Annotated in this window: 19 protein-coding genes; 16 read left to right on the forward strand and 3 right to left on the reverse strand. The window is 40.8% G+C overall.

Features of this window, described 5'->3' with window-relative positions; translation table 11 throughout:
* Nucleotides 1–53 precede the first annotated feature (53 nt).
* Together BUA53_RS16890 and BUA53_RS16895 are read left to right on the forward strand one after the other, a co-directional pair.
* The gene (locus BUA53_RS16890; protein WP_072836573.1) at nt 54–617 is read left to right on the forward strand and encodes a Crp/Fnr family transcriptional regulator; all 564 of its coding nucleotides are present in this window, start codon (nt 54–56) and stop codon (nt 615–617) included.
* Nucleotides 618–690: 73 nt separating this feature from the next.
* On the forward strand, nt 691–3,021 hold the full coding sequence (locus BUA53_RS16895; RefSeq protein ID WP_072836574.1) for a glycoside hydrolase family 3 C-terminal domain-containing protein: 2,331 nt from the start codon (nt 691–693) through the stop codon (nt 3,019–3,021).
* Between the two features lie 416 nt (nt 3,022–3,437).
* Here the strand turns inward: BUA53_RS16895 and BUA53_RS16900 are convergent, their stop codons facing one another.
* Both BUA53_RS16900 and BUA53_RS16905 read right to left on the reverse strand, forming a co-directional pair.
* On the reverse strand, nt 3,438–4,151 hold the full coding sequence (locus BUA53_RS16900) for an alpha/beta fold hydrolase (RefSeq protein ID WP_072836575.1): 714 nt from the start codon (nt 4,149–4,151) through the stop codon (nt 3,438–3,440).
* 64 nt (nt 4,152–4,215) lie between these two features.
* A complete protein-coding gene (locus BUA53_RS16905; RefSeq protein ID WP_072836576.1) occupies nt 4,216–5,064 on the reverse strand; it encodes a methylated-DNA--[protein]-cysteine S-methyltransferase in 849 nt (282 codons plus the stop codon).
* A gap of 301 nt (nt 5,065–5,365) precedes the next feature.
* Between BUA53_RS16905 and BUA53_RS16910 the strand changes: the two genes are divergently transcribed.
* The 4 genes from BUA53_RS16910 (at nt 5,366) to BUA53_RS16925 (ending at nt 7,780) form a co-directional block, all read left to right on the forward strand.
* Entirely contained in the window at nt 5,366–6,079 is a 714-nt protein-coding gene (locus tag BUA53_RS16910; RefSeq protein ID WP_217653020.1) for a ferritin-like domain-containing protein, read from the forward strand.
* A gap of 10 nt (nt 6,080–6,089) precedes the next feature.
* Nucleotides 6,090–6,929, forward strand: a complete 840-nt coding sequence (locus BUA53_RS16915) for a ferritin-like domain-containing protein (protein ID WP_072836578.1) — start codon at nt 6,090–6,092, stop codon at nt 6,927–6,929.
* A gap of 81 nt (nt 6,930–7,010) precedes the next feature.
* Complete coding sequence (locus BUA53_RS16920) at nt 7,011–7,190, forward strand: Sec-independent protein translocase subunit TatA/TatB (protein WP_072836579.1); 180 nt, start codon at nt 7,011–7,013, stop codon at nt 7,188–7,190.
* A gap of 182 nt (nt 7,191–7,372) precedes the next feature.
* Complete coding sequence (locus tag BUA53_RS16925; protein WP_072836580.1) at nt 7,373–7,780, forward strand: hypothetical protein; 408 nt, start codon at nt 7,373–7,375, stop codon at nt 7,778–7,780.
* Between the two features lie 9 nt (nt 7,781–7,789).
* Here the strand turns inward: BUA53_RS16925 and BUA53_RS16930 are convergent, their stop codons facing one another.
* Nucleotides 7,790–8,377, reverse strand: a complete 588-nt coding sequence (locus tag BUA53_RS16930; RefSeq protein WP_072836581.1) for a YceI family protein — start codon at nt 8,375–8,377, stop codon at nt 7,790–7,792.
* A 168-nt stretch (nt 8,378–8,545) separates the two neighbouring features.
* Between BUA53_RS16930 and BUA53_RS16935 the strand changes: the two genes are divergently transcribed.
* From BUA53_RS16935 to BUA53_RS16995, 10 genes are all read left to right on the forward strand, one after another.
* Nucleotides 8,546–10,942 carry a PAS domain-containing sensor histidine kinase gene (locus BUA53_RS16935; protein ID WP_072836582.1) on the forward strand — a complete coding sequence of 799 codons (2,397 nt, stop codon included), beginning with the start codon at nt 8,546–8,548 and terminating at the stop codon, nt 10,940–10,942.
* A gap of 147 nt (nt 10,943–11,089) precedes the next feature.
* Nucleotides 11,090–13,528 (forward strand): PAS domain S-box protein, encoded by a 2,439-nt coding sequence (locus tag BUA53_RS20960; RefSeq protein WP_084080206.1) that lies wholly within the window; start codon nt 11,090–11,092, stop codon nt 13,526–13,528.
* A gap of 106 nt (nt 13,529–13,634) precedes the next feature.
* Nucleotides 13,635–13,925, forward strand: coding sequence for a GNAT family N-acetyltransferase (locus BUA53_RS16960; protein WP_072836583.1), 291 nt, complete (start codon nt 13,635–13,637; stop codon nt 13,923–13,925).
* Between the two features lie 42 nt (nt 13,926–13,967).
* Complete coding sequence (locus tag BUA53_RS16965; RefSeq protein WP_072836584.1) at nt 13,968–14,822, forward strand: pirin family protein; 855 nt, start codon at nt 13,968–13,970, stop codon at nt 14,820–14,822.
* 77 nt (nt 14,823–14,899) lie between these two features.
* The gene (locus BUA53_RS16970) at nt 14,900–16,186 is read left to right on the forward strand and encodes an NAD(P)/FAD-dependent oxidoreductase (RefSeq protein ID WP_072836585.1); all 1,287 of its coding nucleotides are present in this window, start codon (nt 14,900–14,902) and stop codon (nt 16,184–16,186) included.
* 94 nt (nt 16,187–16,280) lie between these two features.
* A complete protein-coding gene (locus BUA53_RS16975) occupies nt 16,281–16,844 on the forward strand; it encodes an NADPH-dependent FMN reductase (RefSeq protein ID WP_072836586.1) in 564 nt (187 codons plus the stop codon).
* Between the two features lie 8 nt (nt 16,845–16,852).
* Complete coding sequence (locus tag BUA53_RS16980; protein WP_072836587.1) at nt 16,853–18,436, forward strand: Na+/H+ antiporter; 1,584 nt, start codon at nt 16,853–16,855, stop codon at nt 18,434–18,436.
* A gap of 133 nt (nt 18,437–18,569) precedes the next feature.
* The gene (locus BUA53_RS16985; RefSeq protein ID WP_072836588.1) at nt 18,570–19,619 is read left to right on the forward strand and encodes a sialidase family protein; all 1,050 of its coding nucleotides are present in this window, start codon (nt 18,570–18,572) and stop codon (nt 19,617–19,619) included.
* Nucleotides 19,620–19,813: 194 nt separating this feature from the next.
* Nucleotides 19,814–20,197 (forward strand): HYC_CC_PP family protein, encoded by a 384-nt coding sequence (locus BUA53_RS16990; RefSeq protein ID WP_072836589.1) that lies wholly within the window; start codon nt 19,814–19,816, stop codon nt 20,195–20,197.
* Nucleotides 20,198–20,255: 58 nt separating this feature from the next.
* A complete protein-coding gene (locus tag BUA53_RS16995; protein ID WP_072836590.1) occupies nt 20,256–22,805 on the forward strand; it encodes a TonB-dependent receptor domain-containing protein in 2,550 nt (849 codons plus the stop codon).
* Nucleotides 22,806–22,915: the final 110 nt, after the last annotated feature.

Below are 22,915 nucleotides of genomic sequence, written 5' to 3' on the forward strand. Positions count from 1 at the left end.
TCAAAGCTTATCAGTATGATGTGTGAAGATCCCTTTTATCCTATCTTTCCTTAGTGGAAAAATTACAGCAGGCCATTGACAGAATCTCACCGCTTAAGGAGGAAACCCGTGCTGATTTCATTGCTGCATGGAAGGCCTGGGAGGTGCCAAAAGATTACCTCCTGCTACGTGAAAACACCATTAGTGATTACATCTATTATATTGAAAAAGGCGTAGCCCGGATCTACTACAACAAGAATGATAAGGAAGTTACAGAATGGATTGCATTGGAAGACCAATTCTTTTTATCTATTACTTCATTCTTTAACCGAACTCCAAGCCACCTCGTCATTCAAACCATACAACCATCCATCGTTTATGGCATTCATCATGATCAGTTCATGAAGCTGGCCAGCCAATACCATGATGTGGAACGACTGCTTCGTAAAATGGTCACTTCCTCGCTTATCCTTTCACAGGAGCGTATGAGATCCATACAGTTTGAAACAGCCCAGCAACGCTATAAAAAGCTTTTGAAACATTCGCCACAGATCATTCAGCAAGTACCTCTTTCCTATATTGCCTCCTTCCTGGGTATTACTTTAGAAACTTTAAGCCGCATCAGGGCGCAGAAATAGATCTCATGCTTTTTGACAAATGTCAAATCGCCGGGCTGCTTTTTGTTACAGCTTTAAGGTCTCAATCAGCTATATGAAATATGTATCGCTTCTTGCCACTTGTTTAATGATCTTTTCCACTGCCTTCAGCCAGTCTACAAAAGCCAAAGACCTTGTCAAAAAAATGACACAGGAAGAAAAAGTTAACCTCGTAGTGGGGATGGGGATGAATATCCCGGGTAAAATGGAAAATGGTACTGCAGTAGGACAGATAAGTGATAAAGTGGCAGGTGCTGCCGGTGAAACCTTTGCCATTCCTCGTCTTGGTCTACCTAATACTGTAGTGGCTGACGGTCCTGCAGGTCTGCGTATTGAACCTAAAAGAAAAAATGACCCCAATACCTATTATGCCACAGCATGGCCTATAGCATCCTTACTGGCCAGCACATGGGATACTGAACTGGTGCAGCAGGTAGGAGAGGCCATGGGCAACGAGGTAAAAGAATATGGCGTTGATGTGCTGCTTGGTCCTGGTATGAACATTCACAGGAATCCTCTCGGTGGTAGAAATTTTGAATACTATTCAGAAGATCCATTGGTTTCAGGAAAAATGGCTGTTGCCATGGTGAATGGAATAGAATCCAATGGGGTAGGGACATCCATTAAGCATTTTGCCGCCAATAACCAGGAAACACACCGCAACTCTGTCAATACTATAGCCAGCGAAAGAGCATTGAGAGAAATTTATTTAAGGCCTTTCGAGATAGCAGTTAAAGAAGCGCAGCCATGGACAGTTATGAGTTCTTATAACCTGATCAATGGCACATTCACCTCAGAAAGCAGGGACCTTTTAACAACAATTCTTAGAAAGGAATGGGGTTTCAAAGGATTGGTAATGACGGATTGGTTTGGTGGAAAAGATGCCGTAGCACAATTAAAGGCAGGCAATGACCTGTTAATGCCTGGTACACCTGGACAAAAGAAAGCCATTACAGAAGCACTGTCCAATGGTTCACTTGACATAAACACTTTAAATGAATCGGCAGTGAGAATAGTAGATTATATTATAAACACCCAGGCCTTTAAAAAGTATGCATTCAGCAACAAACCTGATCTGAAAGCTCATGCCTTATTAGCCAGGCAGGCAGCCGCGGATGGAATGGTATTATTAAAAAATAATTCAGCACTTCCCTTACATGGATCAGCAGGCACTATTGCTGCCTTTGGCAACACTTCCTACGATTTTATTTCTGGCGGAACCGGTAGTGGTGATGTAAATGAAGCCTATACAATTTCTTTGGTAGATGGTTTGACTAATGCCGGATTTATTATCGACAAGGAGTTATCATCCCTTTATAGTACCTATGTTACCGCAGAAAAAGCCAAACAGCCTAAGAAAACATTCTTTGAGGAGTTTGCGAATCCAACTCCGCGTATTCCCGAATTAGATATAGACCATAATTTAATGGAAAGGAAAGCAAATGAAGCATCTGTTGCGTTAATCACTATTGGTAGGAATGCTGGAGAGGGCAGTGACCGTAAAGTTGAAAACGATTTTAATTTAAAAGCTTCAGAAGTGGCCTTAATTGATGCTGTTTCCAAGGCTTTTCATGCAAAAGGAAAAAAGGTTATCGTCATCATCAATAGTGGTGGCGTGATAGAAGTAAGCAGCTGGCAGGATAAGGCAGATGCACTATTGCTTTCCTGGCAGCCTGGCCTTGAAGCTGGCAATGCAGTAGCTGATGTATTAAGTGGTAAAGTAAATCCTTCTGGGCGTTTGGCTACAACATTCCCTGTGAAATATTCAGATGTGGCTTCATCAAAAAGCTTCCCAGGAAAAGAGTTTCCTGGAAAAGAAGAAACAGGAATGTTGGGGATGAAAGTAATGCCTGCAGAAGTGACCTATAACGAAGGCATATATGTGGGCTATCGTTATTTCAACAGTTTTGGTGTAAAGCCTGCCTACGCATTTGGTTATGGCCTGAGTTATACCAGGTTTAATTACTCAGCACTCAAATTAAGCTCATCCACATTTGCTGGGAAATTAACAGCATCAGTAATCGTAACCAATAGCGGTAGTGTTGCTGGAAAAGAAGTTGTACAATTATATATTACCGCATCAAAGGGAAAGCTGGATAAACCTTCATTGGAATTAAAAGCATTTACTAAGACAAGGGTTTTGCAACCAGGTCAATCACAAACAGTAAGTTTTACTATCAATGGGACTGATCTTGCATCTTTTGATACCGGCCGGTCAGCATGGATGGCTGATGCAGGTAAATACAGTGTCAAAATAGGCGCATCATCAGAAGACATCAAACTAGCGGCTGATTTTGGAGTTGCCAAAGAAATAGTAACTCAAAGAGTAAATAAGGCCTTGCTGCCCCAGGTTAGTATCAATGAAGAAAAACCTTTGGTTTATTGATCAGGGTATACAATTTAAATGAATTTGAATAGAGCATAAATTAATGAAAGCCCTCTAAGGGCTTTCATTATAAGTATGTATTAAGCCACGTTATCTAAACGTGTTTAGTTGGCTTATTTAGTTTAGTTACAATTTCCTGCAAGTGGTTGTGCCTTCCTGGCTCAATTGTATTGAAAGCAGATATAGTTCATTGCTGCTATGTAGTAATACTTTTGTTTACCCTTTTTTTCCCGGGGCAATACCCGTTCATTACCCGTTCACCTACGGGGATAGTACGGGTTACTTCTGGGATACAACGGATTTGATGCGGAATATCATAGCTTTTACTGGTGCGCAGGTAAAACGTTGTGTAGGGTATGCGTGGAGGTAGTTTATTAACAACTAATTAAACAACTGAGTATTTATAAGCAGGCTTATTATACATGTAACAATATATTCACCAGTTCTTTTGGTTTACTGAAAAATGGTGAATGACTGGTAGGAAGACTGTATATTTTTTCACAAGGCATTTCTGTATACATCTTTCTTTGAATGAAGGGAGTTACTGCTCTATCCTCAGTGCATTCAATATAAACCCTTGGTACAGTACCATAGTTTTCCTCAGTTAGATGTAAAGGCATAATGCCTGATTCAACCGGTTCGTGGCTCAGTAATACTTTTGCCAGTTCTGTAATGTCATCTTCGCAATCATGATACAAACCTTTCTTGTAAATGGTGGGCTGTAGTGTATGCGAGTTAGTCTCCGGGTAATGTGTAACATAGGGCTTCAACCATCCTTCAGTATCCTGTATGGAATATTCTCTTTGCGTTTTGCCATGGGGAATAAGATAGGCAGCCAGGTAAACCAGCTTCTCAATTTTATTTGGACGGTATTCGGCTGCCTGGGAGATCATAATGCCATTCTTGCTATGGCCAACAAGAATTACTTTACCAGTGATATTGTCTATTATTTCACAGATCTTTTCTACTGTCGATTTCATGGTTACTTCCTGTATGGGTGTTTTGTCTCTTCCCATGCCTGGAAGATTTATGGCCAAAGCCCTGTGGCCTGCTTTCTCCAACAATGGAACAACTTTATGCCAGTTCCAGGCACTGTGCCAGGAACCATGAATCAAAATGAATGTTTTCATGCTAATCGTTTATGATGTAAAACTGTTGTAATGAGAAGAGTAGAGCAACCCGAATATTGCTATTCTAAAGAGCATGATTAGTCCTGGCAGCCTCCCAGCCAATCATGGCTGTTTTACGATGAGATCCCCAATGGTAATTGCCAAATGTGCCTGCAGACTGTATTACACGATGGCAGGGAATGATAAATGCAACAGGATTTTGACCTATGGCAGTACCAACAGCTCTTAATGCATTGGGATTGTCAATGCCACTGGCAATGGTTTTATACGTGGTAAGAGCACCCATAGGAATCTTCAGCAATGCTTCCCAAACTTTCAACTGGAATGCGGTTCCTTTCAGGTGAAGCTTGACCTGGTCCAGTTTGCTCCAATCGTGTGAAAAAATGTAAAGAGCATTTTGCTGAATAAGATCCGTGATCTGTTTATAAGTGGCATTTGGAAATCGTTGTTGCAATTCAAAAATAGCCTGCTGTTCATCATTAGTAAAAGCCATGTAACAGATGCCCTTTGGGGTTGAGGCTACCAATATATTTCCAAAAGGACTTTCAGCAAAGCTAAAGTTGATGGATAGATTTTCGCCCCCGTTTTTGTATTCCCCGGGGGTCATCCCTTCTATATTTATAAAAAGGTCATGCAACCTGCCCGTGCCGGAAAGCCCTGTTTCAAATGCTGCGTCAAACAATGTAGTGCCCTTTTCCTTTAAAATGGTTTTAGCGTGATCGATTGTGAGGAACTGCAGGAACTTTTTTGGACTAACACCTGCCCATTCTGAGAACATTCTTTGAAAATGAAAGGGGCTAACATGTATTTTTTCAGCTACATCATCCAGTGATGGTTGCTTCCTGAAGTTTTGCGTTAAGTATTCAATGGCTTCGGCAATTCTATTAAAATTGTAATGCGCTTGCTGGTTCATTACTGTTGCAATTGGTTTGACAAAGCTATTTTACGTTGTGGCGTTTGCAACCCGAATCTTGCTTGAATGTAAATTTATTCCTTATTCAGAATTCAATTTATAAAATATAGGGGATTGGGCTTTTGTTCAAAGTAAAGCTGAGTGTTTAAGTAAAACATTCCTATAGGTAAATTATTTAAACATCTTCATTTAAAATTTCTTAAATCTAAATACATCCTCTTTTCGTAAGTATCATCAATTGCTTTCAAACTATACATTGAAGCAATCAGTTTTTCACCTTTAATTAATACAAATGGAAATCATGAATCGAAAAAGCAAGGAACCTTCCTTTGGAGAGGAGCTTGCACAATCGCAGGTATCAAGGAGAAAGTTTCTCCATTTTAGTGGGTTGGCAGGCGTATCTGTTTTGGCAATTGGATCAATGACGGGCATCCAGGGGTGCAAGAAAGACGATACGACTAATAATAATGATGGTATCAATTTAGGGAGTGGTGATGTAGGCATATTGAACTATGCCTATGCGCTTGAGCAATTGGAGGCTGCCTTTTATACGCAAGTCATCCAATCGCAGTATTCAGGTATTACGGCTGCTGAAACTAGTTACCTGACCGACATCAGGGATCATGAGATTGCGCACCGTGAATTCTTCAAAACTGCGCTTGGAACCAAGGCCATCCAGGCACTGGAAGTAGATTTTAGCTCCATCAATTTTGGCACCCGTGCGAGTGTATTAGCTACTGCAAAAGCTTTTGAAGACCTTGGTGTTTCTGCCTATAATGGCGCTGGTAAATTACTTACAGATGCCAACTATTTATTAGTGGCCGGAAAAATAGTATCAGTTGAGGCCAGGCATGCTGCATTGATAAGAGAGTTATTGTCGCCAAATTCTTTTGCTGCCAATGATGTTGTAGATGCAAATGGACTGGATAAGGCCAGGACGCCTGGAGAAGTACTTTCTATTGCAGGAACCTACCTTAAATCCAAATTGAACGCTTCAAATTTACCAACCAGTTAAAAAGATATTTATGAATCTACATAATGTAATCACAGAAATAGAAAAGGTCGATCCGGAAGTGTATGACCGACTTGACGGCAGAAGAGGTGCTTTGAAACAATTCTCGGGTATTGCAGGAAAAGTAGCTTTAGCTTCACTCCCCCTCATGCTTAGTTCCCTGTTCAAAAAGACATATGGACAAAGCACTAGCTCCATTGTAAATGTGTTGAACTTTGCTTTAACACTGGAATATCTTGAATCTGAATTTTATAAAAAGGGTGTTGGCACTCCGGGGTTGATTGCCAATGCAGACATAGCTGGCTTTACGGTTATTCGTGATCATGAAGTAGCCCATGTAGCTGTACTCAGGCAAACTATAATGCAATTAGGTGGCACGCCTGTTTCATTAACGGGAGCCAATTTTGATTATACAGCAGGCAACGGATCAATGAACGGTCCCTATGCCACAGTATTCAGTAATTATGATACATTCCTCGCCGTTTCCCAGGCTTTTGAGGACACTGGTGTAAGAGCTTATAAAGGCCAGGCAGGAAACCTGATCAGCAATAATGATGTATTAACTGCCGCGCTCCAGATACATTCTGTGGAAGCAAGACATGCTTCCTATGTGCGCCATTTGCGGCAGGCAAGAGGAGTTACAGCTAATAAGCCCTGGATCACAGGCAATAATGCTGGTGGTATTCCGGGAGTGGAAGCTGTTTATGCAGGTGAAGAGAACACCTCCCAGGCTGGTGTGCAGATCACGGGAATAAACGGAACAAGCATATCTGCCAACGCGGCCTCGGAAGCGTTTGATGAACCATTGACGCAGGCACAGGTCACGTCCATAGTAGATCCTTTTATAGTATAGCATTTCTCTTTTGTTCCGTATAGATGTGGGAAGCCGGAGTTTTCGGCTTCTTACTTTTTTAAAAAAATAAAAAATTAACTCATGGGCCCTTTAGGTTTTAATGAAATCCTGATCATACTGGTTATAGTACTACTTCTGTTTGGTGCTAAAAAAATACCTGAATTGATGCGCGGTGTGGGAAGAGGCATGAAAGAATTTACTGATGCCAAAAACAATGTACGCAATGAATGGGAAGCTGGCATGAAGGAAGAAAGTAAATGATTTATATGCCCGCAATCAAGGAACATTCTAAGGGTTTGGCTCATTACTATTAGATGTATAGAGCAACTCCCCATAATTTGTAATAATTGTTCCTGTAAGCCTTGTGAAAAGAAGTTTTTGACCGTTACAGGTACATCATTGAACTTTCGAAGGAAGGATGGTATCTTTAGGCACCAGGACATATGAAAAAAGTATTGCAATCAGGACTAATTGTCGGTGTCATCTTATTTATTGTAAGTTATGGAGGATTGTTTCTTACCATCAGGTATGTCCCTGAGCTTTTTGTGATGTATAATAATCCCCTGTTTGAATCGGATGGCAGCCGCGATTACCTGTTTTATTCTCATGCCTTTATTATCAGCTTTGCCCTGGCCTGGTTCTGGGAAAGGTTTAAAGGATTATTCCATGGATCTTTTGTACTGAGAGGTTTGGAATTTGGTGTGGTTTATTCACTGGTAGCATTGCTTCCGGTCATGTGGATCACATTCAGCTCACTGGACATTACACTTGTTATGGTATTAAGCTGGTTTTTCTATGGGTTGTTCCAGGCTGTTGTGGCAGGTATCCTCTTTGCAAAGATCAATCCCTGATCTTACTGCTTAATTGAGCACTTTTATCCTGAGGTTAAATTCCACGCTTAACTCATTCCTGGTGCGGATCATGCCACCTAATTTTCGGGGAGGACTTATATTGAAATCTGAAAAGTTCACTACCCTTGATCCAACAAGGTTGATATAATTATTATCGGCAGATACTACTTTATAGTCCACATCAAAACGTTTGGAGACACCTGCTAATTCTATAAACACTGCACCCTTTGTGATAGATTGCCGGGCATTTGCATCGGGGTACCTGGTAATATTCAGGAACCTGATAACAAGTTTAGGGTACTCTTTAGCTTTTAATGTTTTGCGAAGATCTGCTGTCATGATCCCATTATGGCAATCAAAATTCTGAACATCCAATTGAATATTGCCGCTAAGCAGCACAGGGTTCACATTGCGGTTGACTAATATTGTATCAGGCTTACTATAATTGGATATGGCACAACTAAAATTATTGACATTAGTGCTCCCATCAACTTTCAGGGAACAACCGTTAATAATGACCCACCTGGTTATAACAGTTTTACCCGGTGGGGTGAACGCTGATAACAGGATCAATAAGTATGCTAACGGCTTCACCATTCTTTATTCTTGCAGGTATAATACCAGACTGCTTTAAAAGTGAATTTACTCATCGTCTTCAATCTGTCCAACTAATCTTGAATTATATACTCCGATGAATTAACAAGGTTGTCAGCTTATTGCACTTTTCAAGTGCTTATAGATTATTAACAAGCCAATCATGGCATAATGCATACCTTCAATTCCCTTAGATTTATGCAGGATAAATATTCTAACCCCGGAAACCTTGATTCATTAGAAATACAGGGAATTCTCCCTCAAATGCCGGGACAGTTTCTAATCATAGAAGCGAATGCACCTGAATTTACACTTGCGATAATAAGTGATGAACTGGCACAGCAAATAGGCATTAAAGCCAATACATTGGCAGGTAAGCAATTTCATGATCTTTTCCTTTCTATTGACAAGCCCACAATAAAGTTGCTGTATGATTCATTTGAAAAAATCATAAAAACAAAGCAACCAGGAGAATTCCATCTGAATGGCAATTTTTTAGATGACACAAAGGGATTTTCATTACAGCATCAATGGAAAATGACCTGCAAACCTGTTTTGAACAATGATAATGTAGTTCAATATATTGTTATCACCTTTTCTGAAAATACAGAGCTAACCAGGGAACACCAACTAGAAAGCCTGGATTACATTCAAAAGAGTTATTTTCTTTTTATGGAGGCCCCTGTCGCCATCTGTATAGTCAAAGGAGAAAATTATGTAGTGGAACTGGCAAATGAGAATATGCTTCAATTCCTCGGCAGGACGCCGGATATTATAGGAAAAACTATTCTTGAGGTCTTGCCGGAAGCAAAAGAACAAGGTTTGATAAATATTTTAGACCAGGTTAGAACCTTGGGTAAGCCCTATTATATTTTCTCATTTCCTGCCAGTTTGTTGATCAACGAAGTACGTGAGCTACGCTATTTTGACCTTATTTTTAAACCTTATTTCCATGATGGAACCGCTGATGCTCCCGGAAGTATTTTTTGTGTAGCACATAATGTAACTGAACAGGTAGATGCAAGAAATAAGATCAAAGAAAATGAATTCAGGTATAAAGCATTGATAGAGGAATCAACAGTTGCCACAGCTTTATATACAGGCCCGGAGATACATATTCAGTATGTCAATGATATAATGATTCAGTACTGGGGCAAGGATGCTTCAGTAATTGGCAAAACATTCAGGGAAGCTCTCCCTGAACTGGAAAACCAGCCATTCCCCGGATTATTGGAGGAAGTATTTGCTACAGGAAAAATATATCGCGGAATAAAGCAAAAAGCTGAATTGGTGGTTAATGGTAAACTGCAAACTTTTTACTTTGACTTTACTTATAAACCATTGCGTAACAAGGAAGGGGAGATCTATGGCATACATCACATGGCTATTGATGTGACTAAGGAAGTTTTATCTATGAATAAACTTCAGGAAGAAAAGGAAAGGACTAAGCTGGCTATTGATTTAGGGGAAATGGGTCTTTTTGAAATAGACCTTAGCACAAAAGAAGTTACCGCAGATGATCGGTGCAATGCATTGTTAGGACTTAAAGGGGAATTAACACTCGATCAATACCTTTCAGTTATTCATCCCGATGACGTTCCGGACAGGCGCATGGTACTTGACAAAACTGATTCCAATAATTTATTTGAGTACGAGTTCAGGGTGTTGTTACATGATAATAAGGTTAGATGGGTAAGAAGCAGGGGAATGACCTATCAGAATCAATCCCTGGAAATATCGAAGATCTTCGGAGTGGTGCAGGATATCACCAGTCAAAAAGAGTATGAAGAAGAGTTGTACAGGGAAGTGAGGCAAAGGACACTGGAATTGGAAAATAAAAACAGGGAATTACTGCGCTCTAATGAAAACCTGGAGGAGTTTGCACATGCTGCCTCCCATGATCTGAAAGAGCCTATCAGGAAGATCAGGTTTTTTACCGACCGTTTAAAAGACCAGTTAACCGAACGTATCACCGAAGAGGAAAAGCAAACATTCAGGCGCATAGATAATGCCAGTGAGCGTATGGGAGCATTGATAGATGATCTTTTATTATATTCCCATATTAGCCAGAGGCCCGTTGAAATGGAGGAGGTGGACCTTGAGCAAAAAATGAATAAGGTGCTCGAGGATCTTGAACTGGATATCCAGGAAAAAAAAGCCATTGTTTCCATAGGAGCACTACCTAAAGTGAAAGGATACAGAAGGCAGTTGCAACAACTATTTCAAAACCTGGTTGGAAATGCCCTGAAATATAATAAGCCGGGGGTAGCGCCGCTCATCACTGTTCAAGCCAGTATTGTACCTGGTGATGAGGCACCCATTAGTAAAAATGGACATGAAACCAAATACCATCTAATTGAAGTTACCGACAATGGAATTGGGTTTGACCCCGCTGAATCTGAAAGAATTTTCCAGATGTTCCAAAGACTGCATGGAAATGCAGAATACAGGGGCACCGGGGTAGGGCTATCTATAGTTAAGAAAGTGGCTGAAAACCACAATGGAAAGATAGAAGCAGAAGGCCGTCCAGGGGAAGGGGCCACATTTAAGGTGTATTTGCCGGTTTAACATAGATCAACAGGTAAACCTGTATAATTTATCGGAAGATTGCAGCAACCAGGGTCATCCTTAAGCCGGGCTTGATACTCCCATGCAATAAGTAACATTCTATATTTCAATTATTGTTTATTTTTATTTCCCTTTTCGGAACCATACATGAAACAAGACCAAAGGCTTGGTAAAAGTTATATTGTACCTATTTCAGAAAACCATTCACCAGGGTCCCCAAGTGATCTAAAGCTACTGGAACATCTACCTATAGCGGTATATTACACCGATCTTTCGGGGGCTATATTATATTTCAATAAGAAAGCTGCGGAATTGTGGGGCAGGTCTCCTTTTTATGGAGAACCCGCTAAAGATCTTTGGGATGGGTATATAATTTATGATGTAAATGGTACTGTTTTAAATCATGACAAGATACCCTTCATTACCACCTTTGATAAATCAGTACGGGAAGAAACAGAACTATGTATAAAGTCTCAAAATGGCTCTGAAAAAAATATAATTGTTTCCCAATACCAATTAACAGATGCAGCTAATTCTGAGAAGCGTTTTCTTTTTTATATCAATGATATCACTGCACAGAAACAGGTTCAAAAACAACTAGAGCATAGAAAGTTGGAGCTTCGTGATTATATTGATAATGCTGCTATCGGGCTTCATTGGGTGGACGCAAATGGGATTATTGTCTGGGCCAACAAAGCAGAAATGGACATGCTGGGATATACTGCCGCAGAATATATTGGCCACCATATTTCAGAATTTCATGCTGACCCGGATAAAATAAAAGATATTCTTTCAAGATTAAACTGTGATGAAACACTTAAAGGGTATGAGTCCACGCTCCGATGTAAGGATGGATCCATCAAAACCGTACACATTAGTTCAAATGTGTACCGTGAAAATGGAAAATTCATACACACCAGGTGCTTCACTATAGATATCACGGAGCAAAAAAAGGCTTTTGAAGGATTAAAAGCCAGTGAATATCGCTACCGGCAATTGTTGGAAAGCCTTCAAATCGCTGTATACACCACTGATGCAGAAGGAAGAATAATTTTTTATAATAAGGCTGCCACAGAATTGTGGGGACAGGTGCCAATACCAGGTGAAGATAAATGGTGTGGTCCTTACAGGATATTTAAAGAAGGGAAGGAAGTACTGGCAGAACAGTGCCCCATGGCTATTGCATTGAAAGAAGGCAGATCAGGAGGGAGGGAAGAAATAGAAATCCTAACCCGCAATGGAATAAAAAGACACCTTGCTGTTTACCCCGTGCCATTATTAGATGAGCAGAACAAGGTTATAGGTGCAATAAATATACAGGTAGATATAACTGACCGTAAACAATCTGAAGATGCTCTAAAGGAAAGTGAGCACCAGCTTCGCCAGATCACTTTATTGTTAGAGAAAAAAGTGGAGGAAAGAACCAGTGAATTATTTAAAAAGAATGAAGAATTAAAGAAGAGCGAAGAAAGGTACCATAAGATGATCGAGGAGGTGGAGGATTATGCCATAGTACTTCTTGATAAGAACGGGATCATACAAAACTGGAACAAGGGAGCTGAAAAAATAAAAGGGTATTCAGAACAGGATATAATAGGTAGCAACTTCAGTATCTTTTACAGGGATGTGGATCGCGAAGCTAAGCTTCCTGATAGGTTGCTGCAACGTGCCAGGGATTATGGAAAAGCCGTGCATGAAGGATGGCGTAGAAGAAAAGATGGTTCTCTTTTTTGGGGTAGCATTGTAATCACAGCCCTACATGATGCAGAAAATAATATAATTGGCTTCTCAAAAGTAACACGTGACCTCACTGAGCGGAAGATAGCTGAAGATAAATTGAGAGACTACGCCACGCAACTGGAGTTTCAAAATAAAGAGTTGGAACAGTTTGCGTATGCTGCCTCACACGATATGAAAGAACCTTTGAGAAAGATAAGTTTTTACAACAATTATGTGGTTGATAATGCGAATAACCAACTTGATGAAAGATCAAAGGAATATTTGAACAGATCACTGCTATCAGTTAAAAGAATGACTTTGTTAATCGATGATCTGCTTGCCTATTCAAGGGCCAATTCGCAGGATGATACATTTGAGAATACAGATCTGACAGAGATAGTAGAAGAGATCATTCTTACGCAAAAAGACCTGATCGAGCAGAATGAGGTAAGCATTCATTTGGAGGTATTGCCGGTTGCAAAAGTTATCCCCTTCCAGTTCAAGCAGTTAATAGACAACCTGATCAATAATTCAATTAAGTATAAATCTCCTCATCGCAAATGCGTTATCAATATTTTTAGCGAACAGGTAAAAGGTGATACAATAGATGCCAAAGAAGCTGAGCCAACAATACTTTATCATAAGATAACCGTGCAGGATAATGGTCTTGGCTTTGAACCTGAATATGCAGATAAGATCTTTGAAATATTTCAAAGGCTGAATAATAATTCTTCCTATAAAGGCACTGGTATAGGCCTTGCCATTTGTAAACGAATCGTGCAGAATCATCATGGCATCATAAAAGCCTATGGCAAAGAAAATGAAGGTGCCCGATTCGATATTTATTTGCCCGGTCAATTGCAATAAGCTCACTGTTAAATGAAGTAAGCTTTCCTAATTTGGGAAATCCTTCGGTACACTAATGCAATGCTCCCTATTGATGTTGTAACTTTATCAGCATAATAAGATTGTTATGGATGGCGTGGAATTAAAGTTGAATGATAAAGGCCATGGAGCATTTGTGGTTTCTGACAATGGAAAACAAATAGGGGAAATGGAAATAGAGGTCTCGCCCACAAACCTTACCGTGTTTCATACCGGGGTTATCCCTGAAGCTGAGGGGAAAGGGGTTGCAAAAAAGTTGTTATCAGAAATGGTAAGCTACTCCCGTAGCCACAAGTTAAAAGTGATTCCTCTTTGTCCTTATGTTCATGCCCAGTTCAAACGTCACCCGGATGAGTATGCCGATCTCTGGAATGAATAGGCACAAACCATGTGGTTTTATGATTTCCCATAATGAAAGATCATGGATAAAAAGTTAGACTTTATATTAAAAGGCAGGGAGAAGAGCATAGGTGAGGAAACCATTTTACAGCCCCTTCCTCATAAGGATTTCCGTTTCGCCAGTCCCTTTATAGTGTTGCATCATTTACCACCAAAGACATATCCTCCAGGTTCACCACCTGAACGGATACATCCCCATCCTCATAGAGGATTTGCACCCGTCACCTTCCAGTTTCAGGGTGAAGGATACCATAAGGATTCGCTGGGAAACGAAGGGTATTTAAACGCAGGCGAAGTGCAATGGATGTTTGCAGGCAAGGGCCTGTTACATAGTGAAGGACCTTCAAAGGAATTCCTGGCTCATGGTGGCACTTACGAATTCGTACAATTATGGGTTAATGTTCCTACACAATATAAAGGTGAGCCTGCATGGTACAGGCAGGCCGGGCCTGGTGAAATGCCGCTTATGATCAGCGAAAATGGTGTTGATCTCCACCTTGCATGCGGGAAATATGACACCGTACAGGGACCTCTTTATTCTTATACACCTGTTATAGCAGCTTTTGGCACTGTTGATAAAGATTCCACTTTTAGCATAACGGCAATTGAAGGGTACTGGACTTTGCTGTACGTTTTAGATGGAGTATTATGGATCAACGAACAGGAAGTGCAGTCCCAACACCTTGTAGTATTTAATAAAGCCGGTGATGTTATCAATATAAAAGCTTCGACAGATGCAAAGTTAGTTTACCTGTCTGGCGAGCCTATAGAAGAACCAGTAGCAGCAAAAGGTAATATAGTTATGAATACGGTTGAAGAAGTGCAACAGGCAGAGAAGGATTATGCAGAAGGAAGGTTTGGGGTGTTAGAGGATTGATTTTTGTATAAGTACAGAGATCAGGTTGTGGTATACTTTATAGCATAAGGAATTATTTACAGATTAAAGTTGTTGATATGACTAAAGAATATAAAAAGATAGTTATTGTAGGAGGTGGATTTGCGGGTATAAATCTCATCAAGCGATTGACCGAGAATGATAATTTTCATGTAACCCTGGTAGATAAAAACAATTACCATTTTTTCCCTCCCCTTTTATACCAGGTGGCAACCGGATTTATCGAGCCTTCCAATATCAGTTACCCTTTCAGGCGCATGTTCCAGGAAAAGGAAAATCTAAGATTTCATATGGGCTCCCTGCAAAAAGTGAATCCTGAGTCCAATACTATTGAAACGGATACGGGCACTCTTAATTATGATTACCTGGTATTGGCAGTAGGTACGGAAACCAATTATTTTGGAATGCAGCATGTGAAAGAATATGGTCTGCCTATGAAGTCAATTGATGATGCATTAAACCTGCGCAATCACATATTATTAAATATGGAAAATGCTGTCAGGTCAACCAGCCAGGCAGAAAGAGAAAAGCACCTTAATATAGTAATTGCCGGGGGCGGACCTACTGGTGTTGAGATCGCCGGAATGCTGGCAGAAATGGGTCATAATATCGGGCGGAAAGAATATCCGGAAATAAAAGATCTTCAGCAACATATATATGTGGTAGATGCAGGGCCTGTTCTGCTGGGGCCTATGAGCAAAAAATCACAGGAAGAAGCAGCAAAGGTTTTAAGTGATCTTGGTGTTCATATTATCCTGAATACTGCGGTAAAAGATTATGTAGACGAAAAAGTAATCCTTGCCGATGGCCAAACCATTGAAACTACTGTCTTGATCTGGGCTTCGGGGGTTACCGGCCGGCAGGTGCCAGGCCTGCCTGCTGAAGTGATAGGTAAAGGAAGGAGGATCATGGTAGATGAGTTCAACAGTATGAAGGGAAGCAATAATATTTTTGCATTAGGAGATATTTGCCTGCAAACAACTGATAAAGCTTTCCCTAACGGCCACCCCCAGCTTGCACAGGTGGCCATTCAGCAGGGAACACTATTTGCTGAAAATATTAAGAAGATCAATGAGGGTAAAACCCCAAAACCTTTTGTATATAATGACAAGGGAAGCATGGCCATCATTGCGAAATATAAGGCAGTGGCTGATCTTCCCAAGCTCTTTTTCAAAGGATTCTTCGCCTGGGTCGTATGGTTATTTATCCATATCATGCCAATTGCAGGTTTCCGTAATAAAGTATGGCTTGCTTTCAACTGGTTCTGGTCCTTTATAACCAATGATCCTACCTTAAGGCTGATATTCCGTCCGCGAAAGGAGGAAAATGAACCTGTGACCCAATGATCAGAACTTTAATTTAAAGAGTTATCTTTTGATAATATCCAGGGGTTTGCTGTGTAAATAGTGCTCATGTTCACTTGTAAAAAATTATTCAGCCATGCATAACATAGCCATCATTTCATCGAGTGTTCGCATTGGAAGGAACAGTCACCGGGTTGCCTTATTCTTTCAGAACTATTTGCAGCAAAATGCCCTGGCAACTGTCGATATGTTGGATCTGTATTTATACAACTTTCCAGTGTTTGATGAAAGATTGCGCATGATGAAAGATCCTTCACCTGAAATACTTGACTTTGCACAAAGGATCACTAAGGCAGATGGAGTGATCTTAGTGACACCTGAATATAATGGTGGTTATCCTGCCAGCCTTAAGAATGTAATAGACCTTTTATATCCGGAATGGAAAAGAAAGCCAATTGCCATAGCTACGGCTTCCAATGGACAATTTGGTGGTACACAGGTCATGACTTCTCTTGTTTTTTCTTTATGGAAGATAGGAGCCTGGGTGGTACCTGCCATGTACCCGGGGCCAAAGGTGCAGGAAGTTTATGATGAAAATGGTACACCAAATGATGCAGAAGGGGTGAACAAAAGAGCTAAAACATTTGTTGATGAATTACTCTGGTGCATTGAAGCGGGTAAATTAATGGCTAAAAAATAAGGAAAGGCATGCAGTCAATAGAAACGTTGATCCTGCTTATATTATTAATTGTTGCCTGTTCCATTTTTGCCAGGAGGCTTAATATTATTTTCCCCGTATTGTTAACGGTTACAGGATTGCTCCTTAGTCTGATACCGGGCTTTCCCAAATTGTTCCTTGATCCTTCCATCGTCCTGCTTGTTTTTCTACCACCCATTTTATATTCTGCTGCATGGAATACCAATTGGGTTGATTTTAAAAGAAATATCGAACCCATATCCACCCTTGCCATTGGGTTGGTCATTGTCACTACTCTTGCCATCGGCTTTGTAGCGCATGCAATGCTTCCGGGATTTACCCTTGGTATGGGGTTTCTTTTGGGTGCAATCATATCTCCGCCCGATGCTGTGGCTGCCACTTCAGTTTTTAAAAATATTAAGATACCTAAAAGAATAGTGGCCATATTGGAGGGCGAAAGCCTGGTGAATGATGCCAGTGCGCTGATCACTTTTCAGTTTACCCTCATTTCCATCTTCATTGGGTCCTTTTCTCTTACAGGAGCCATTGGCCAGTTTTTTATGGCTTCTGCCGGTGGTGTAGGCATAGGTTGCCTGGTAGGCTTCCTGTCATTAGTGATGCATAAACGATGGAAGATGGATACGGCTATTGAAACCGCCCTGACCTTTATCACCGCCTATGGGTCGTATGTTCTTGCAGAAGAATTCCATTTTAGTGGAGTATTGAGTGTCGTTGCTGCAGGGCTTTTTGTTGGCAACAAACAAGCAAAAGTGCACAGCGCTAAAATGCGCCTGCAATCCATTGCAGTATGGAATTTTACTGTTGTCATGTTGCAAGGGCTCATATTTATACTTATTGGTTTGCAACTTCCTTTTATTGCTTCAGGTATCAAAGACCAGTCTATTATTTACCTGGTAAAGATGGGAGGCATCATCAGTGCAGCAGCTATTTTCATTAGGTTTTCCTTTGTGTTTATAATGAATTTTCTTACTGGCAAAATAAGGGCGATGTTGAAGCTGGAACCAGTATTCCCTTCCCGTAAACATGATTTTGTAGTGGCCTATGCTGGCATACGCGGTTTTGTATCTGTGGCAGCAGCATTTTCCATTCCTCTGTACCTGCAAAATGGCAGCCCTTTCCCTCAAAGAAACCTGATCCTGTTTCTTGTTTTTTGTGTGATCATCTTTACGCTTGTGTTCCAGGGATTGACACTGCCCTGGATCATCCGAAAGCTTGATTTTACTCCTTATATCACTACTAAAAAAGAAGCTAATTTCATCCTGGCGGCGCTGTCCCAGGCCGCCCTGGAGCATATCGAAAATTTGATTACCAGGGAAAATATCGATACAGAGGCAGCCCAACATGTAAAGGATATTTATGCAAGAACCATAAAGCAATACAGCAAATTCAATACGGATGATGAGATTGAACAAAGGAAGATCTCCAGGTGGCTGATGGTGGAAGCAGTTAAAGCCAAACGCAAAAAGCTTCATGAACTCAGGCAGGATGAAGAACTCGATCACGACCTATTCCTCGAACTTCAAAATGAACTGGATCTGGATGAAGCCCGCCTGTTAAAATTGAAGGTCAATTGATAGCTGGAACAATACTTCTATACTATTTTAAAACAGTAGTTGAGGCAGTGTTATCAAGCAATCTATTAGCTTTGTATGCTTGGTTCCGCATTGCAAACACAAACCTTTGACAAGACCTATTAATGCTCTAAATATGAAAACACTTACTATTCTACTGGCTTTTATGCTTATTCATAATTGTCTTCCGGCACAGGCATCCGGTGAACCAATCATCACCATTGCAAAGGGGCAGGTGCCCTCAGTTGTAAAAGACAGGGCCAATCTAATTCATATTGTATACGGAGCCGGTGACAGCATTATGTATGTGTCTAGTAAAGATGGGAAAACATTTACATCACCTTCATTGGTATCTGTGTTGCCAGGACTTTTTTCTTTTGCCATGCGGGGACCTCAGGTAGCATTGTCTTCACGTGGCCTGGTCATAACGGCTTGCACAAAGGAAGGGAATATCTATGCTTTCAATAAGTTAGCAAAAGGCCAATGGACAAAACCTGTTATACTTAACGAGGTACCAGCATCTGCTAAAGAAGGACTAATGGCATTGGGTGCCGATGGAAACAATGTTTTTGCTACCTGGCTTAGCGTAAATGAGCCGAAAGGACAGAAACTACTGGGTATACGGTCCGCTGATGGCGGTAAAACCTGGAGTAAAAACCTGCTTGTATATGCTTCACCTGATAAGTCAGTATGTGAATGTTGTAAACCCTCAACCATAGTGAAATCAAATAAAGTATTTGTAATGTTTCGCAACTGGCTGAATGGAAACCGCGATCTGTATATTGCAACATCAACAAATGGTGGTAAAACCTTCCAGGGTGCTTCTAAATTAGGACAGGGAAGCTGGAAGCTTTCTGGTTGTCCCATGGATGGCGGTGGTCTTGCAGTTAGCCAGTCAGGGCTGGTTCATACTGTTTGGCGAAGAGAATCTATCATCTATACTGCCACTCCTGGAGGAGCAGAACAATCATTAGGTGAGGGGCGTAACTGTACTCTGGAAATTATGAACGATACACCCATCTATGCCTGGACACAAAATGGCGACATCATCCTTACATTGCCAGGAGGCTCTAAAAAAAATATAGGTAAAGGCTCCCTGCCACAATTGAAAGCTATCAATGGCAACCAATTGTTTTGCGTATGGGAAAAGGATAAGCAGATCCAGTCAGTACTGCTATCGTTGTAATTTATGTAAAAGGAAATGCCCCAGATGGTGTAATGTTGAATACCTTGTCTGAAGGTATAAGTGCGTAAGGAAATGTTATAAATGCAGGAAAGCCTGCTTTGAAAGCCAAAGAACGGTTACCGTCATTAACTTTGTCTTGTTCCTGACCACGGTCATTGTATAACATTGATCATACAGTATAACTTTACGTTTTAATGAAAAAGGTCCTTGTCATAGTGCTCCTGTTGGTTTACGGTCTTTCCTCTACAGGGATGACTCTCCAGTTGCATTATTGCTGTGGCAAGCTTAAATCGGTAGAATTAGCGCCGGTACAGGATCCGGGCTGTGGCAATAAGCATAAAATGGGTTCAAAGCCCTGCTGCGAAACAAAGAACATCAATTCAAAGAGCAAATCCGATCAGGATAATTACAGGCTTGTTTATAAGATCTTAAATCCTGCCACTTTCACTTTATGGCATCACATTGAACCAGGTTTAAGTTTAAATGCTCCTGAACTTCAATTTACGCCCCAGGTATTTAAATCACCGCCTTTACAATCCCAATCACTTTTTTTATTGAATAGGGTATTCAGGATCTGATAATGATTACTAGGCATTATTGCTAAGCGTAATTATTGTTGATCCAAAAAATACCAAAATGTTAATCTATAAACGTATTTCTTTAGTATTACTTCTATTAGTGTTCCATCTTTTAGGCTTCTCACAAGATGCCATCTCTACTAAGGCAAACATCCATGTTGATGGTGTTTGTGTGCAATGTAAACACCGCATTGAAAAAGCATTGAAATTAAAGGGCGTTCAGTCAGCGGTTTGGGATGTCTCAACGCATCAATTATCTCTTTCCTATGATCCCGCCATTGTAAGCATGGAGCAGATACAGGATAAGATTGCTGCTGCCGGGCATGACACCGAATTGAAAAAAGCAAAGGACGAGACTTATAATGCCCTTCCCGAATGTTGCCATTACCGGGAGATGACGAGTGATGCAGCCATTGCAGTTGTAGATAGTTCTGATCAAAGCGTCCTAAGGGGGATAGTGGTAGAAAATGCAAATGGGCAGGTAAATCCTTTGGCCGGAGCTACCCTTACATGGGCCGGTACCAATGGAACCACCATTAGTAATCCTCATGGCGAGTTTATGCTCAAACGCCCGGCTGAAGCTCAACACCTGGTGATCAGCTATGCAGGATTTAAAACAGATACGGTTACTGTTGGAGAGCTAAATGACATCCAGGTAAGCCTAAATAAAAAAGAAAACCTTTCCAATGTTATTGTTACGGCCCGGCAGCGTACGAGTTATATTGATGGGTACAATCCTTTTCGCACAGCTATCATTACTAAAAAAGAGTTGTTGAAAGCAGCCTGCTGCAATCTCAGCGAAAGCTTTGAAACCAATCCCTCTGTTGATGTTTCCTATAGCGATGCCGCAACAGGTTCAAAACAAATACAACTGTTGGGGCTTGCAGGGATATATACACAACTTACAGTTGAAAACTTACCAGGTCCAAGAGGAATAGCTACTCCTTTAGGTTTAAACAGTATTGCCGGCCCATGGGTGGAATCAATACAATTGATAAAAGGCACAGGCTCTGTTGTCAATGGATTTGAAAGCATAGCCGGGCAGATCAACGTTGAATTAAGAAAGCCCCAGAATAGTGAAAAACTATACCTCAATGGCTATGTAAACACTATGGGTAAAACTGATGTCAACCTCAATTGGTTCCATAAACTGAATAACAAATGGTCAACCGGTTTCCTGTTGCATGATGATTTTCTTAACAGTAAGCAGGACTTTAATAAGGATGGGTTCAAAGACCTTCCCACAGGAAACCAGTTTAATGGAGTGCACCGTTGGCAGTTTATTGGTGAAAATGGCTTGATGGCGCAGTTTGGTGTCAAAGCCCTGGTAGACGATAAAACAGGAGGTGAACTGGATTTTGAATCTTCAAAGGATAAATTGTCAACCCATAGTTACGGCCTGGGAATAAAGACCAACCGATACGAGGCCTTTGGAAAGATTGGTTATGTTTTTCCGGATAAGATGCATAAAAGCATAGGATTGCAATTATCTGCTTTTGATCACAGGCAGGATGCTTATTTCGGGTTAACACAATACGATGCAAGGCAGAAGAATATATATTCCAACCTGATATTCCAGTCCCGTATTCACTCTGATGTTCATAAGTTTAAAACAGGACTTAGTTTTTTATATGACCTGTATAAGGAGCAGTTGCAGTCAACATCCTATGACAGGAAAGAAGTTATACCGGGAGCATTTGCCGAATACACCTATGCCCCTAACGAAAAATTAGATGTGGTAGCAGGAATAAGAGCAGATCATAATAATCTGTATGGCTGGTTTGGAACACCGCGTCTCAATATCCGTTACGCACCCTTCAGTAATACCACATTTCGTTTCAGCGCTGGCAGAGGGCAGCGGACAGCAGACATCTTTGCAGAAAATATGGGCGTGTTGGTAAGTGCAAGAACGATCAATATTTTAAATCCTGTACAAGGAAAGGCTTATGGACTGCAACCTGAAGTTGCCTGGAATAAGGGTATAAGTGTGGATCAGAAATTTCACCTCTTCAATCGTGATGCTTCGTTCGGAGTTGATTTCTATCGAAATGATTTTACCAACCAGGTAGTTGTTGACCTGGAGAATGCAAGAGAAGTAAGATTTTATAATCTTACCGGTAAATCATATTCCAATAGTTTCCAGGCAGAGATGTCAATGATCCCTGTAAGTAAATTGGAATTGCGATTGGCTTACCGCTACTTTGATGTAAATACAACCTATAGCAGCGGGTTATTGCAAAAGCCATTTACGGCTAAGCACAGGGCCTTTGCTAACCTGGCCTACGATCTTGATGGCTGGAAACTGGATTATACACTGAACTTCACCGGGCAAAAACGGTTGCCTTCAATAGCATTAAATCCCCAGGCTTTTAAACTCGCGGAAAGCTCACCTTCCTATGTGACTATGAATGCACAGGTAAGCAAAAGCATTGGGAAAAAGAAGTTGTTTGACTTTTATGTTGGAGGTGAGAACCTCACAGGCTACTTTCAAAAGAACGCTATCATATCAGCCTCTGAACCCTTCGGTGAATACTTTGACGCCAGCATGGTTTGGGGCCCTTTAAGTGGGAGATTAATATACACAGGTTTCAGGTATACGATAAAATGATATCTATAACATGAGTTTTATAGGAACAGTTAGTCCTGTATGGTAGGCTTCTGTTCCTATAATTTTTTTACAAGCACACTTATCTGTTATTCTTTATAAACAGTAGTTAT

Source organism: Flavisolibacter ginsengisoli DSM 18119 (assembly GCF_900129295.1).
Taxonomy (GTDB): domain Bacteria; phylum Bacteroidota; class Bacteroidia; order Chitinophagales; family Chitinophagaceae; genus Flavisolibacter; species Flavisolibacter ginsengisoli.